Source organism: Rhodoferax sp. LS1P39 (assembly GCF_056521425.1).
In genome coordinates this window covers 16,668-30,526 of record NZ_JBWMAV010000023.1, presented here as the reverse complement: position 1 = coordinate 30,526, position 13,859 = coordinate 16,668, and the positions used below count along the sequence as shown (strand labels likewise).

General features: G+C 65.6%; 13 protein-coding genes. 5 read left to right on the top strand and 8 right to left on the bottom strand.

Annotation, left to right across the window (positions count from 1 at the left end; translation table 11 throughout):
- The first annotated feature begins 5 nt into the window (after positions 1–5).
- Genes AC097O_RS23630 through hisD form a run of 4 tightly spaced genes read left to right on the top strand, consistent with a single transcriptional unit; the run spans position 6 to position 3,546 of the window.
- Complete coding sequence (locus AC097O_RS23630) at positions 6–248, top strand: BolA family protein (RefSeq protein WP_479595376.1); 243 nt, start codon at positions 6–8, stop codon at positions 246–248.
- A 42-nt stretch (positions 249–290) separates the two neighbouring features.
- Positions 291–1,571: a UDP-N-acetylglucosamine 1-carboxyvinyltransferase gene (gene murA, locus AC097O_RS23625; RefSeq protein ID WP_479595375.1), complete on the top strand. Its 1,281-nt coding sequence runs from the start codon at positions 291–293 to the stop codon at positions 1,569–1,571.
- Positions 1,568–2,218, top strand: a complete 651-nt coding sequence (gene hisG / locus AC097O_RS23620; protein WP_315191830.1) for an ATP phosphoribosyltransferase — start codon at positions 1,568–1,570, stop codon at positions 2,216–2,218. Before murA ends, hisG begins: the two co-directional genes overlap by 4 nt.
- Positions 2,219–2,223: 5 nt before the next feature.
- Positions 2,224–3,546: a histidinol dehydrogenase gene (gene hisD / locus AC097O_RS23615; protein ID WP_479595374.1), complete on the top strand. Its 1,323-nt coding sequence runs from the start codon at positions 2,224–2,226 to the stop codon at positions 3,544–3,546.
- A gap of 89 nt (positions 3,547–3,635) precedes the next feature.
- Here the strand turns inward: hisD and AC097O_RS23610 are convergent, their stop codons facing one another.
- Together AC097O_RS23610 and AC097O_RS23605 are read right to left on the bottom strand one after the other, a co-directional pair.
- Positions 3,636–5,324, bottom strand: a complete 1,689-nt coding sequence (locus tag AC097O_RS23610) for an asparagine synthetase B family protein (protein WP_479595373.1) — start codon at positions 5,322–5,324, stop codon at positions 3,636–3,638.
- A gap of 25 nt (positions 5,325–5,349) precedes the next feature.
- Positions 5,350–6,504 carry a right-handed parallel beta-helix repeat-containing protein gene (locus AC097O_RS23605; RefSeq protein WP_479595372.1) on the bottom strand — a complete coding sequence of 385 codons (1,155 nt, stop codon included), beginning with the start codon at positions 6,502–6,504 and terminating at the stop codon, positions 5,350–5,352.
- Positions 6,505–6,583: 79 nt separating this feature from the next.
- On the opposite strand from AC097O_RS23605, the gene AC097O_RS23600 reads away from it, so the two are divergent.
- A complete protein-coding gene (locus AC097O_RS23600; RefSeq protein ID WP_479595371.1) occupies positions 6,584–7,816 on the top strand; it encodes a glycosyltransferase in 1,233 nt (410 codons plus the stop codon).
- Here AC097O_RS23600 and AC097O_RS23595 read toward each other — a convergent pair.
- From AC097O_RS23595 to AC097O_RS23570, 6 genes are all read right to left on the bottom strand, one after another.
- Positions 7,755–9,089, bottom strand: coding sequence for an ATP-binding protein (locus tag AC097O_RS23595; RefSeq protein WP_479595370.1), 1,335 nt, complete (start codon positions 9,087–9,089; stop codon positions 7,755–7,757). The two genes, AC097O_RS23600 and AC097O_RS23595, sit on opposite strands and share 62 nt — an antisense overlap.
- A complete protein-coding gene (locus AC097O_RS23590; protein WP_479595369.1) occupies positions 9,086–9,742 on the bottom strand; it encodes a response regulator in 657 nt (218 codons plus the stop codon). Before AC097O_RS23590 ends, AC097O_RS23595 begins: the two co-directional genes overlap by 4 nt.
- 39 nt (positions 9,743–9,781) lie before the next feature.
- Entirely contained in the window at positions 9,782–10,225 is a 444-nt protein-coding gene (locus AC097O_RS23585; protein ID WP_479595368.1) for a universal stress protein, read from the bottom strand.
- A gap of 196 nt (positions 10,226–10,421) precedes the next feature.
- Entirely contained in the window at positions 10,422–11,000 is a 579-nt protein-coding gene (locus tag AC097O_RS23580; RefSeq protein WP_479595367.1) for a DUF2894 domain-containing protein, read from the bottom strand.
- Positions 10,997–11,644 carry an OmpA family protein gene (locus AC097O_RS23575; protein WP_479595366.1) on the bottom strand — a complete coding sequence of 216 codons (648 nt, stop codon included), beginning with the start codon at positions 11,642–11,644 and terminating at the stop codon, positions 10,997–10,999. The genes AC097O_RS23580 and AC097O_RS23575 overlap by 4 nt, the downstream gene beginning before the upstream one ends.
- Positions 11,641–13,857, bottom strand: a complete 2,217-nt coding sequence (locus AC097O_RS23570) for a DUF802 domain-containing protein (RefSeq protein WP_479595365.1) — start codon at positions 13,855–13,857, stop codon at positions 11,641–11,643. Before AC097O_RS23570 ends, AC097O_RS23575 begins: the two co-directional genes overlap by 4 nt.
- Between the last annotated feature and the right edge of the window lie 2 nt (positions 13,858–13,859).

Here is a 13,859-nt window from a genome sequence, read left to right as displayed (position 1 = left end):
CAAAAATGACTGCTGAAGAACTCCAAACCATCATCCAATCGCACCTGCCCTGCGAGCACATTGCCCTGGAAGGCGATGGCCGCCACTGGTACGCCACCATCGTCTCGGCTGAGTTCGAAGGCCGCCGCGCCATCCAGCGCCACCAGCGGGTGTACGCCACGCTGGGCTCCAAGATGTACACCGACGAGGTGCATGCGCTGTCGATGAAGACCTACACCCCGGCCGAGTGGGCAGCACTACCCCAGTAGTGCTTTCACTTTCTTGCCTCAATAATTTTTAGAGCATTTCCCATGGACAAACTCCTCATCCGCGGTGGCCGCACTTTGCAAGGCCAGGTCCGCATCTCCGGTGCCAAAAACGCCGCCCTGCCTGAGCTCTGTGCCGCGCTGTTGACAGCCGAGCCGGTCACCCTCACCAACGTGCCGCGCCTGCAAGACGTGTCCACCATGCTCACGCTGATCCGCAACATGGGCGTTACGGCTGAGCGCACGGAAGACGGCACCGTCACCATCAACGCCAGTGATTTGTCGTCGCCCGAAGCGCCGTACGAGCTGGTCAAGACCATGCGCGCCTCGGTGCTGGCCCTGGGCCCGCTGCTGGCCCGCTTTGGCGAGGCGACCGTATCGCTGCCCGGCGGTTGCGCGATTGGCTCGCGCCCAGTGGACCAGCACATCCTCGGTATGCAGGCCATGGGGGCCGAGATCGTGGTCGAGCACGGCTACATGATCGCCAAGCTGCCGGCAGGACGCACCCGCCTCAAGGGCTGCCACATCACCACCGACATGGTCACCGTCACCGGCACCGAGAACTTTCTCATGGCCGCCACCCTGGCCGAGGGCGAAACCATTCTGGAAAACGCCGCGCAAGAGCCGGAAATCAGCGACCTGGCCGAAATGCTCATCAAGATGGGTGCCAAGATCGAAGGCCACGGCACGCACCGCATCCGCATCCAGGGCGTGGAATCGCTGCACGGCTGCACCCACCAGGTGGTGGCCGACCGCATCGAGACCGGCACTTTCCTGTGCGCCGTGGCTGCCACCGGTGGCGACGTGCTGCTGCAGCATGGCCGCGCCGACCACCTGGACGCGGTGATCGACAAGCTGCGCACCGCGGGCGTGACCGTGACTCCCGAGGCCGACGGCATCCGCGTGCAGTCTGCGGGCCCGGCCCACACCCACCTCAAGGCGCAGAGCTTTCGCACCACCGAGTACCCCGGTTTCCCCACCGACATGCAGGCCCAGTTCATGACCCTGAACTGCGTGGCCCAGGGGGCCAGCAAGGTGACCGAGACGATTTTTGAAAACCGCTTCATGCACGTCAACGAGCTGGTGCGCCTGGGCGCGCACATCCAGATCGACGGCAAGGTGGCGGTGATCGAAGGCATTGCCAAGCTCTCGGGTGCCACCGTGATGGCCACCGACCTGCGCGCCTCCGCCAGCCTGGTGATTGCCGGCCTGGTGGCCGAGGGCGAAACCGTGGTGGACCGCATCTACCACCTGGACCGTGGCTACGACCAGATGGAAGCCAAGCTGCGCGGCATCGGTGCCGACATCGAGCGGGTCAAGAAATGATCACCCTTGCCCTCTCCAAAGGCCGCATCTTCGACGACACGCTGCCGCTCTTGCGCTCTGCCGGTATCGAGGTGCTGGACGACCCAGAAAAGTCCCGCAAGCTGATCCTGGACACCAACCAGCCGGGCGTGCGCGTGCTCATCGTGCGCGCCTCCGACGTGCCCACCTATGTGGAAAACGGCGGTGCCGACCTGGGCATCACCGGCAAAGACACGCTGATCGAGCATGGTGGCCAGGGCCTGTACCAGCCGCTGGATTTGCAAATCGCCCAATGCCGCATCAGCGTGGCCGTGCGCAACGACTTTGACTACGAACGCGCCGTCAAGCAGGGCTCGCGCCTGCGGGTCGCTACCAAATACGTGGCCATCGCGCGCGAATTCTTCGCCGCCAAGGGCGTGCACGTCGATCTGATCAAGCTCTACGGCAGCATGGAACTGGCCCCGCTGACCGGCCTGGCCGATGCCATCGTCGACCTGGTGTCCACCGGCAACACGCTGCGGGCCAACCATTTGGTGGAAGTGGAACGCATCATGGACATCAGCTCGCGCCTGGTGGTGAACCAGGCCGCGCTCAAGCTCAAGCAAGCCCCCATCCGCGCGATGATCGATGCCTTTGCCGCTGCGGTGGCCGAGCGCGCAAAAACCTGAATACTATGACTTTTGTAGCTACTCCCGCCCGTTTGGTAAGCGCTAGCAGCACTTTTGAGGCTGAATTCAAGGCCCGCCTGCATTGGTCTGCCGAGGCGGACACGGCGATTGAAACCACCGTGGCCCACATCCTGGCCGACGTGCAGCAGCGCGGCGACGCGGCGGTGCTGGAGTACACCAACCGCTTCGACGGCCTGCAGGCGAACACGCTGGCCGAGCTGGAGCTGACCCAGGCCGAGCTCAAGGCTGCCTTCGACACCATCCCCGCCGCCCAGCGCGAAGCCCTGCAGGCGGCAGCTGCCCGCGTGCGCAGCTACCACGAGGCGCAGAAAAAGGCCTCGGGCGAGAGCTGGAGCTACCGCGATGCGGACGGTACCCTGCTGGGCCAAAAGGTCACGCCGCTGGACCGCGTGGGCATCTACGTGCCCGGTGGCAAGGCCGCCTACCCCAGCAGCGTGTTGATGAACGCCATCCCCGCGCACGTGGCGGGTGTGGGCGAGATCATCATGGTGGTGCCCACCCCGCGGGGCGAGAAAAACGCCTTGGTGCTGGCCGCCGCCTATGTGGCCGGTGTCACCCGCGCCTACACCATCGGTGGTGCCCAGGCCGTGGCCGCGCTGGCCTATGGCACGGCCACCATCCCCAACGTGCACAAGATCACCGGCCCCGGCAATGCCTACGTGGCAGCTGCCAAGCGCCGCGTGTTCGGCACCGTGGGTATCGACATGATTGCCGGGCCCAGCGAGATTCTGGTGCTGGCCGATGGCACGACGCCGCCCGACTGGGTGGCGATGGACCTGTTCAGCCAGGCCGAGCACGACGAGCTGGCGCAAAGCATTTTGCTGTGCCCTGATGCAGCGTATATCGACCAGGTGCAGGCCTCCATCAACCGGCTGCTCAACGAGATGCCCCGCGCCGAGATCATCGCCAAGTCGCTCACCGGCCGCGGCGCGTTGATCCAGACCCGCAGCATGGAAGAGGCCTGCGAGATCAGCAACCGCATCGCCCCCGAGCACTTGGAGGTGAGCAGCACCGACCCGCACCGCTGGGAGCCGCTGCTCAAGCACGCCGGGGCCATCTTTTTGGGGGCCTATACCTCGGAGAGCCTGGGCGACTACTGCGCCGGACCCAACCACGTGCTGCCCACCAGCGGCACGGCCCGCTTCTCCAGCCCGCTGGGCGTGTACGACTTCCAGAAGCGCAGCAGCCTCATCGAAGTGAGCCAGGCCGGTGCGCAGGAATTGGGCCGTATCGCCGCCGAGCTGGCCTACGGCGAAGGCCTGCAGGCCCATGCGCGGGCCGCCGAGATGCGTTTAGACAAAAAATAGGCCTTTTTTCAGGCATAAAAAGAGCTGCTACCGCCCATTCCATCGGCGGTAGCAGCTCTTTTTTTTGATATCAAAAACGATAGCGTTTCTTAATTCTGCATCTTGAACTCGGGCGCATGCGCCTGCAGCCACTGCTCCAGCATCATCAGAATCCACACCATTTCGCCGTAATAGCCGGGATGCTCCTGCAGCCGCTCGGTGAGCAGGCTGCGGATGAACTCGGGGCGCACGATGTTGCGGGTGGCTAGGCTGTTCAGCGAATCGGTGGCGACCTTCTTGAGGCCGTCGTGGCGGGTGGCCCACACGCCGAAGGGCAGTCCGAAGCCTTGCTTCTTCTTGGTCAAGATTTCGTCGGGCAGAAAGCCGCGCAGGGCTTCCTTGAAGAACCAGCGCAGCTTCAGGCCCTTGAGCTTGTACTCCAGCGGCAGCTTGAGCGAGAAGTCCAGCAGCGCCTCGTTCAGCATGGGAAAGCCTACGTGCAGGCCTGCCAGCCGGGTGGTGCCGCAGACCTTGGGCAGGTCGCTTTCGGCCAGGGTGTAGCGCCAGTCGAAGGCCAGCATGCGGTTGAGCTGGCTGCCGGTGGTGGGCAGGTTCCAGATGCCGCGCTGCTGTTCGGCCGGGCCCTGGATGTTGACCTGGCTCAGAAACGCCGGGGTCAGCACGTCATTCACGCCCAGGCGCAGCAACAGGTTGTACATCTGCAGGCGGTCGGGCAGTGGCACTTTGGCCTGCTCTACATAGCTGGAGGCCTTGCTCAGCAGGGAGATGCTGCTCTCGGCGGTTTTGGCCAGCACCGGCTCCATCAGGCCGCTGCGGATGCCGCTGGGCACCATGTCGTACCAGCCGAACACGCGCTGCTTGGCGTAGCGGCTGTTGCCGCCAAAGAGCTCGTCGCCGCCGTCACCGGCCAAAATCTTGGTCACGCCGTCGTCTTTGGCCTTGCGGGCGCAGTAGTACGAGGGCAGGGCGGACGAGTTGCCAAACGGCTGGTCGTAGGAGCGGGCCACGTCGGCAATGCTGCGCACCAGGTCGTCGGGGGTGACGTAGTATTCGTGGTGCTCGGTGTTGAAGTGGCGCGACGCCAGTCGGGCGTATTCCATCTCGTCGTAGCCCTCGGCATCGAAGCCGATGGAGTAGGTGGCGGCTTTTTGGCCCTGCTTGCCGCCGATCTCGCTGAGCATGCCTGCCACGGTGGAGCTGTCGGTGCCGCCGCTCAAAAAGCAGGCGGCGGTGCCGCCGTCGAGCTGGGCGTTGACGGCGGTGCGCACCAGGCCGCGAAACTCTTCGCGCAGGCTGCTGAATGAGGCGCTGCGCGGCTCGATGAAGGTCGGCACCCAGTACGGCGCGACGGTCAGCTTGCCGTGCTCAAACAACGCGTAATGCCCTGGCGGCAGGCGGAACACGCCTTTGAAAATGGTGCGCGGCGAGGGGATGGCGTGAAAGTACAGGTAGTCGAAGATGGCCTGGGGGTCGATGTCGGCACCGTCGGCCAGCTCGTCGGCACGGCCCGCAAAGCGGATCTGCCCGTCCACCACCCGGTAGCACAGGCTGCGGATGGCAAAGCGGTCTACCGCCAAAAACGTGCGGCCCGAGGGCTCTTGCAGCCCCACTGCGAAGTCGCCCGTGGCCTGCAGTGCGGCGCTGGTCGCATCGGCCGCGCAGGCGGCTTGCCAGGCGGCCAGCGGGCCGTTGGTGCCCGCGATGGCGGCCAGGCGGGCATCGGTAAAGCGGGGGCTGCCAAGTACCAGGGATGCCAGGGAGGGGGTGTGTGAGGACATAGTGGAGGCGTAGAAAGCAAAAATATCAGGGCCGAGGCGCTGGGCTGCGCTGCATCGCCCCGGGATTATGCGGGGCATTGCCCAAGGCGATGCTCTTGGCGGTGTGACTATATTCACGCTGCGCTTGCAGGGTTTTGTCTATGGCGATGGCTTTGCCCCGCAGCGGCGAGCGCGCCTGCAGCCGGTAGTCGCCACCGGGCATGAAGCTGCTGCGGTCGGTGTGGAAGTTGTTGCGGAAGTCTTCCGACGCGGTGGCCTGCAGCGGCGCTGTGCCGACCAGCAGGTTGTTCACGGCCAGCACGGCATCGGCCCCGGGTTTGATCTTTAGCCAAGAGCCGCCGCTGGGCAGGTCGTCTACCAGGGTGTTGTAGGCCAGGCTGAGCCGGTTGACGGGCCAGCTGTAGCCCTCGGCCCCGAAGGAGATGAGGGCGGGGTTCTCGGTCTGCGGGCCCTGTTCGATGGTGTTGCCCAGCACTACCGCCACGCCGCCGTTGGGAAACTCCAGCTCGTAGCTGGCGCTGCCGCCATCGTCGGTCAGACGGTTGTACAAGATGTGGTTGATGGCCGCGCGGCTTTTCAGCAGGTGGCCGGTGCGGGCGTGGTGCAGGTAACTTCCGGTAATAGTTGCGCGGGCGATCTGGCCGATGTAGAGGTTGTGGTTGTGCCCGTCGGGGCGCATGTTGTAGGCGAATTCGCTGTTTTCCACCTCCAGCACGGCCTGGGGGTCGTTGCTGGTGAGCAGGCCCATTTCGTTGTGCATGAAGCTGCAGTTGCGCACCACCAGCCAGCCGGATTCAAAGCGGATGCCTGCGCCATTGCGGCCCGCCACCTGCGCACCCTCGAAGTCAAAGCCTTCCACGGTGAACTTCGGCGAGCGCACCACCCAGATGGCTTTGTCCTCTGCCGCCATGCCGTTGGCCTGCAGGCGCACCCGCCCACCCACGGCGCGCAGCGTCAGGTTGGGCTGGGTCCATACGGCCACGTCGCCCACGTACTCGCCTGCATCTACTTCAATAATGCTGCCTGCGCTTGCCAGACGGGCGGCAGCAGCTATTGTTTTGATAGTTCTTAGGGGGCCGACCTGTAGCGTGTTGGCCGCACTCTGGGCCATGGCCACGCCGCACAGCAGCAGCCACAGGGCTAAAAATCGGGTGTAACGCAAAAGAGAGGTGGATGTCATAGGTGCAGGCGATTCTGCCGGATGCGTGTGTAACGCTTCTCCCCGTATGATCTCAGCAGAAATTTACAAGGCTTCCCGTGTGAAAACAGTTTTGATGATCGCCTACCACTTCCCGCCGCTGGCGGGCAGCAGTGGTATCCAGCGGACCTTGCGCTTTGTGCAGCACCTGCCCGCCCTGGGCTGGAAGCCGGTGGTGCTGACCGCCGATCCGCGCGCCTACGAGCGCACCAGCCCAGACCTGATGAACGACGTGCCCGAAGGCACCGTGGTGCGCCGCGCCTTCGCCCTCGACACGGCCAGACACCTGAACATCCAGGGCCGCTACATGGGCTGGATGGCCCGGCCCGACCGCTGGATCAGCTGGCGCTTTGACGCAGTGCGCCAGGGTCTGCAACTCATCAAGGAATGCAAGCCCGACGCGATCTGGTCTACCTACCCCATCGCCACCGCCCACGTGATCGCCCAGCAGTTGCACCAAAAGACGGGTTTGCCCTGGATTGCCGACTTCCGCGACCCGATGGCGCAAGACGGCTACCCCGCCGATCCCATCACCTGGCGCAGCTACCAGCGTATCGAGCAGGAAGCGGTAGAGCAGGCCAGCCGCAGCGTCTTCACCACCCCCGGCGCGGCGCAGATGTACCGCGAGCGCTACCCCCAGGCCGCCAGCCGCATTACCGTACTGGAAAACGGCTATGACGAAGAGAGCTTTGCCCACGCGCCCGCCGTGGCGAGCCGCCCGTTGACCGACGACCAGCCCGTGGTGCTGCTGCACAGCGGCATCGTCTACCCGTCCGAGCGCGACCCGACCCAGCTGTTCCAGGCCCTGCAGCGCCTCAAGGCAAGCGGGGCGTTGACGGCCCGGCAGTTGCAAATCCGTTTCCGCGCCTCGGCCCATGACGACATGCTGACCCAGTTGGCCACCCAGCACGGCGTGCAGGATTTCATCGAGCTCAGCCCTGCCGTGCCCTACCGCGAGGCCCTGGCTGAAATGCTGTCGGTGGATGCCTTACTGGTCATGCAGGCCAGCAACTGCAACGCCCAGATTCCCGCCAAGATTTACGAATACCTGCGCGCGGGCCGCCCCATCCTCGGCCTGACCGACCCGGTGGGCGATACCGCTGGTGTGCTGCGCGGTGCCGGGCTAGAGGCCATGGCGCGCATCGACTCGGCCGACGAAATTGCGGCCCTGTTGCCGCAGTTTGTGGCGGATGTGCGGGCCCAGGCGGTGCGCCTGCCCGACCCCGCCGCCGTCAAGAACGCTTCGCGCCAGGGCCGGTCGCAGGCGTTTGCAGAGCTGCTGGCGGGTTTGTAAACACCAGCGCCACGCGCAAGCCGCCCAGCGTGGGCGATGCGTCCAGCCGCAGTTTCGCGCCGTGCGCCTGGGCAATCGCCTGCGCAATCGCCAGGCCCAACCCGCTGCCGCCCGCCGTGGCCTCGGCGCTGCGGTAGAAGCGGTCAAACACTTTTTCCAGATCGGCGGGCGCAATGCCGGGGCCGGAGTCTTCCACGGTCAGCACGGGCGCGCCGTTTTCAGACGTGATGGCCACATCCACCCGACCTTGCTCCGGGGTGTATTTCAGCGCGTTGTCCAGCAGGTTGCGCAGCAGGATGCGCAGGGCATCGGGGTGGCCTTGCATTTGCACCGCATCGCCGAGGTGGACACCCAGGTCGATATGGCGTTCCTGGGCCTGTGGCAGAGCCTCTTCCACACCCAGGCGCACCAGGTCGTGCAGCGCGATGCGCTCGGGCGGCGTGTCGTTGGCCGATTCTTGCCGGGCCAGCACCAGCAGCTGGTTCATCAGCCGCACCGCGCGGTCTATGCCCTGGTGCAGCCGGGCGATGGCGATGCTGCGGGTGGGTGCGTCGGGGGCGCGGTCCATCGCCTGGGCCTGCAGCTTGAGGGCGGTGAGCGGCGAGCGCAACTCGTGCGCGGCATTGGCCACAAACGACTTTTGTGCAGCAAAGGCGGTGTGCACGCGGCCAAACAGCAGGTTCAGCTCGCGCACCAGGGGCCGCACCTCGTCGGGCAGGTCGGCTTCGGGCAGGGGCGACAGGTCGTCCACCGCACGCGCGGCCACCTGCTGGCGGGTACGTTCCAGCGGCTTCAAGGCGTGGCGTATGGCCCACCACAGCGCGGCCATCAGCAGCGGGGCTATCACTGCCATGGGCAGCATCGCCCGCACGGCCAGGGCGCGGGCGCGGGCCTGGCGGGCGCTCAGGTCCTGGGCGATCTGGATGGTTTGCGCCGGGGTCTGGATGGAGTAGACGCGGTAGCGCGTGCCGTTCTGTTCCACGTCCGAAAAGCCCAGCACGGCCTGCGGTGGCAGGCGGTTGCGGTGCGACTGGAACAGCTGCACGCCGTTGGCGCTCCAGATTTGCACCTCGTATTCAGCATCATCGGGTGCTGCGGCGCTTTGGCTGGGCACGCCATTGCGCAGCGCAAAGGCCATTTGCTGCAGGTGGTAGTCGAACATTTCATCGGCCTGCTGCAGCGCGCCGCGGTAGGCGGACGCGGCCTGAAAGAGGGCCGCGACCACGATGGCGGTCATCACCGAGCCCAGCAGGCGGCGGCGGATCGAGTTCATCGTGGCATGACGTAGCCCAAGCCACGCACGTTCTGGATCAGCTCTGCGCCCAGCTTTTTGCGCAGGCCGTGGATGTAGACCTCGACCGCGTTGCTGCTCACGTCGTCTTTCCAGCTGTAGAGCTTTTCTTCCAGCTGGGCACGCGAAAACACCACGCCGGGGCGGGCCATCAGCGCCTCCAACACGGCCCATTCGCGTTTTGAGAGGGTGACGGGCTGGCCGTCGCGGGTGGCCTCAAAGGTGGCGGGGTTCAGGCGCAGGCCGTGCACCTCCAGCACCGGGTCGGCGCGGCCTGCGCTGCGCCGGGTCAGGGCGCGGATGCGGGCCAGCAGTTCGTCGATATCGTAGGGCTTGAGCACGTAGTCGTCGGCCCCGGCATCTAGCCCGGCAATGCGGTCGGCCACCGCGTCGCGGGCGGTGACCACCAGCACCGGGGTGCTGTCTTTGCGCTGGCGCAGGGCTTTGAGTACGTCCAGCCCGTCGCGCCGGGGCAGGCCCAGGTCGAGCAGCACCAGGTCGTAGGGCGCGCTGCGCAAGGCGGTGTCGGCCATCACGCCGTCTTTGACCCAGTCCACGGCGAAGTGCTCGGCGCGCAGCACGTCGAGCACGGTTTCACCGATCATGGGGTCGTCTTCTACCAACAGCAAGCGCATGGGGCGAGTATGCCCATGCGGGGCTTAGGCGAAGCTTAATTAGCGGGCAACCAGCACCGGCAGTGTGGACTCGGCCAGGATCTTGGTGGCGATGCTGCCCAGCACCATGCGGGCCACGCCGGTGCGGCCATGGGAGCCGATGACGATCAGGTCGGCCTTTTCGGTCTGGGCGTATTCCACAATGGCGCTGACCACATCGCGCTCCTCCAGCACCACGGGGTTGAAGACCACCGGGCTACCTTGCTGGCACAGCGCGGCGACCTTGGCATGGGCTGTTGTGGCCTCTTCTTGCGCAGCCTGCTTGTAATAGCTGAGCCCCAGGGTGTTGATTTCGCCCATGCCCATGCCGAGATAGGGGTAGGGGTCTACCGCGTACAACGCCGTCAATTTGGCACCGATACTGCGGGCCAAATCCACGGCCAGGGTGGCGGCATGGTCAGACGCTGTCGATCCGTCAGTAGCCAACAAAATGTGTTTCAGCATGGGGAGCCTTTGCGCAAAGTGGGTGGATGAAGCCCCATTCTGTGGCCGATGCCGAGCTGCAATCCTTGATATGTCTCAAGGGATGGCGTGGTTTTCTGGATTTGAATGAAAAGAGCTGCCTGTGCTTATTCCATAAGCACGAGTAGCTCCATATTTAATAGCAATTGAGGCGCGGAACTTGAGCCGCGAGCCGCACCTATTTCTTGGGCCGACTTCGACGCACTGGCTTGGCCTCTGGCGGTGTGTGTTTCTGGTTTTCCTGGTCCAGCCACAGCAGCGAGTCCACGTGCGACAGAAAACGCTGCAGGTAGTCGGGCGAGAGCTGGCGCATCAGCGCCAGGGAGCGCAGTACCAGCATGTGGGGGTTCAGCGGGCCAGCGTTTTCGGGGCCGCGCACCATGGCCTGGTCCATGTGGTCGATGGCGGCGATTTTGGACCATACCTCCCGGAAACCGCGCACGCTTTTCAGCTCTGGCCGGGGCCCGTGGTGGTGGCTTGGCTGCGTGGTGCGGCGGATGTAGTGGTTCAGTTCCGCCAGCGGCCCAGCGCCGCGGTTTGAAACGGGTCGGCGCAAGCCCTGCGCCTGCCCCAAGCGCAGGCTGTAGTCGGCCAGTGCCGTGGCCAGCTTGGCCTGCAAAATGGGCTGTAGCGCGCCCGTGGCCGAGGATGCGCGGCGCGATAGCACTTCCAGGTAATGGAAGCGTGCGGGATCGAAGCGCTGGGCATCGGCGCTGCGCAGCGACTGTAGCGACGGCGACGCTCCCGCTTCGCTCATGGCTTGGCAGACCGGGGCACCGGGGCCATTTCCACGCGCCGGTTTAGCGCGCGGCCCTCTTCGCTGGTGTTGGAGGCCACCGGCTGCTCGGCACCGAAAGCCGCAGCAAACACCTTGGACGAGGGCATGCCTGCATCGATCAAACCACGGGTCACCTTGAGGGCGCGCTGGGCCGATAGCTCCAGGTTGTCGGCAAACCGCTGGTTGCCGTCCCCAATGGGTTTGTCGTCGGTAAAGCCGCTGACCATCAGCATGTCGTCGCGTTCACCCAGGACCAACTGCAGCGCGGGCACCAGGCTTTTCAGCAGCTGCTGCCCTTCAGGGCGCAATTGGTCGGAATTGACCGGGAACAGCACATTGCCGCTGATGCCGATGCGGCCATTGTTCAGCGTGACCCGGCCTGCCGCCAGCGGAATGGCCAGGGCTTTTTCCAGTGCCATGCGGCGTTGCTCTTCGGCCTGGCGCTTGCCCACCTCGGCCTGCAGGTTGGCCACCAGGTCCATTTGCACCACCAGCACGCCCACCAGGATCAGCACAAATGCGCCCAGCAGGCCCGCCATCAGGTCGCCAAACACCGCCCAGACCGGCGCGGCCTGCGCGATGCTGTCGTCGTCAATCTCACCCAGGCCATCGGTGCCGGTCATGCCACGCTCTCTTTGGCCAATGCGGCGGATACGGCGGGCTTGCTGCCGCGTCTACGCAGGTCTTCCACCAGCCCCTGCTGCGAGCTGATGCTCAGGTCAATCACCTCGCGGGCCTGGGCCACGTAATAGGCGAGTTGCTCGTCACTGCGCGCCACCGACTGGCCGATGCTGCCCTCCATGCGCTGCAGGCTGTCCATCAGCTTGTCGTTGCTGGCGCTGAACAGTTGCACCCCGTGGCTGAAGGCTTCGCCCAGGCTGGCCAGCTCCACCGCGCTGCCTGCCACATGGGCGGCCACATCTGCCGCCTGGCCCGCGTGGGTGCCCAGGGTGTTGGCAAACTGCTGACCGGCTTGGTCCAGCACCGTGGCTGCCGAGGCCACCAGCGACTCGATCGCCGCCTGCTGCGCGTTGGATGCCTGGTTCAGGTGCTGCAGCAGCGTGCTGATTTTTTCCAGCAGGCTGGAGCGTTCTTCGAAAGCCAGGTTGTCGCGCTCGCTGAGGCGGGTCATTTCCTGGCGCAGTTCGGTGATCACGCCTGCGGCGGCTTGCGGCACTTCGGCGGCGGTTTGCATCAGCCGGGTCATGGGGGCTTCCAGCGCCGTGCCCAGCGTGGCGAGGTGGCTGGCCAGGGCGGTCTGCAGTGCGTCCAGGCGCTCCACGGCGGCCACGCCCCGGCGGGCTTCTTCGGCCCGCAGCGCGCCGAGTTCGCTGCGCCACAACGCCGCCAGTTGCTCCATGCGTTCGCCTTGTTGCGTGGCCCAGCGGGCTTCCGTCTCGGTGCGCGACTGCACCAGGGCTTCGGAGCGGGCCAGCACCTCGGCCACCCCCATTAGCGTCTGGCCGACCTGCTGGCTGGCACGGTCGGTGATGTCGCTGGTGGTCTGTGCCAGCGACAGGCTGGCCGAGCGCTGGTCGGCCAGGGTTTGGGTGCCCACGCGCTGCCATTCGCCCTGCAGCTGGGTGGCCATGGCTTCCAATGCCTGGGTCCAGCCCTGCAGCCGTTGCTGGTCGCTCGCCATCTGCTGGCTTTGCGATGCGGCGGCGGCCTCGTGCACGGTGGCCAGCAGCGTTGCGGAGCGCTGTTCAAACGTGGTGCTGAAGCTGGCCAGCGTTTGGCCCAATTGGGCAACCTGGTCTTCGCTGCTGCGCGCATGCTGCTGCAGCGCCGTGGCCCAGCCATCGCCCACGCTGCGCGCCGTGCTGCCGAGCTCGCGGGTCAGGCCGCTGATTTGCGCCTGGGTGGCCTCCAGCACGCGCTGGTGCACACGTTGGGATTCCTGCGCGATCTCTGCCATGGCGGCCTGCACCACCGGCTGCAGGCTCTCGCCCGCCGCCTTGGCCCCGGCCACCAAACTGTCTTGCAACGAGGTGCCCACGGACTGGGCCAGTTGGGTGTAGACCCCGCTGACATCGCGGTGGAACTGGTCCTGTTGGCTCAGCAGTTGCGTGCTTAAGCGGTCTTGTTGAGTCTGCAGTTGCGTGTTGAGTTGCGCGCTGCGGCGTTCCAGCCCTTCCACCATGGCTTGCAGGCGGTCTACCACGTCGGGCAAGGTATGCGCCTGTACCTGCAGCGCCTTGAAGGCTTCCTGGCGCTGGTGGGCCTGTGACAACGGGCGGAAAACCGTGGCCGCCAAGGTGTCGATCTGGCGCACCACGTCCAGCCGCTCTCGCCGCCCCAGGGCCGATAACAGGCCCAACATGGCCGAGGTGGCAACCCCCGCCACCGAGGTGCCAAACGACAGCCCCAGCCCCTTGATGGGTGCCGCCAGCGCCGTGCGGATGGCCTGCAGGTCGGTGGATCCTTCGAGGGCAAAAACGGCCCCCTTGAAGGTGATCACCATGCCCAGAAAGGTGCCCAGCATGCCCAGCATCACCAGCAGACCCACCAGGTAGGGCGTGAGCGCCAGGCCAGGCAGGGCGGCCCGTTCACCCTCGATGCGCAGGCGCACCGGGTGGCGCAGGGCTGCGGGCACACGGTCCAGCCAGGCGACCACACCCGATGCTGTCGGTTCCGCGACATGGGTTAGCGCAGCGGTCAACGCCGTGGTGGCCACCCGGTAGCGCTGCACTTCCCACGCCCCCAGCACATACACCGCGCCAATCGCCACGGTCATGGCCAGGGCCAGCCAGCTCACGCCGACAAAACCCATCCCCACCCAGGCCACGGTCGCCAGACCGATGGCGAAGGCCATTGCAAAAACAATTCTGTTCATTG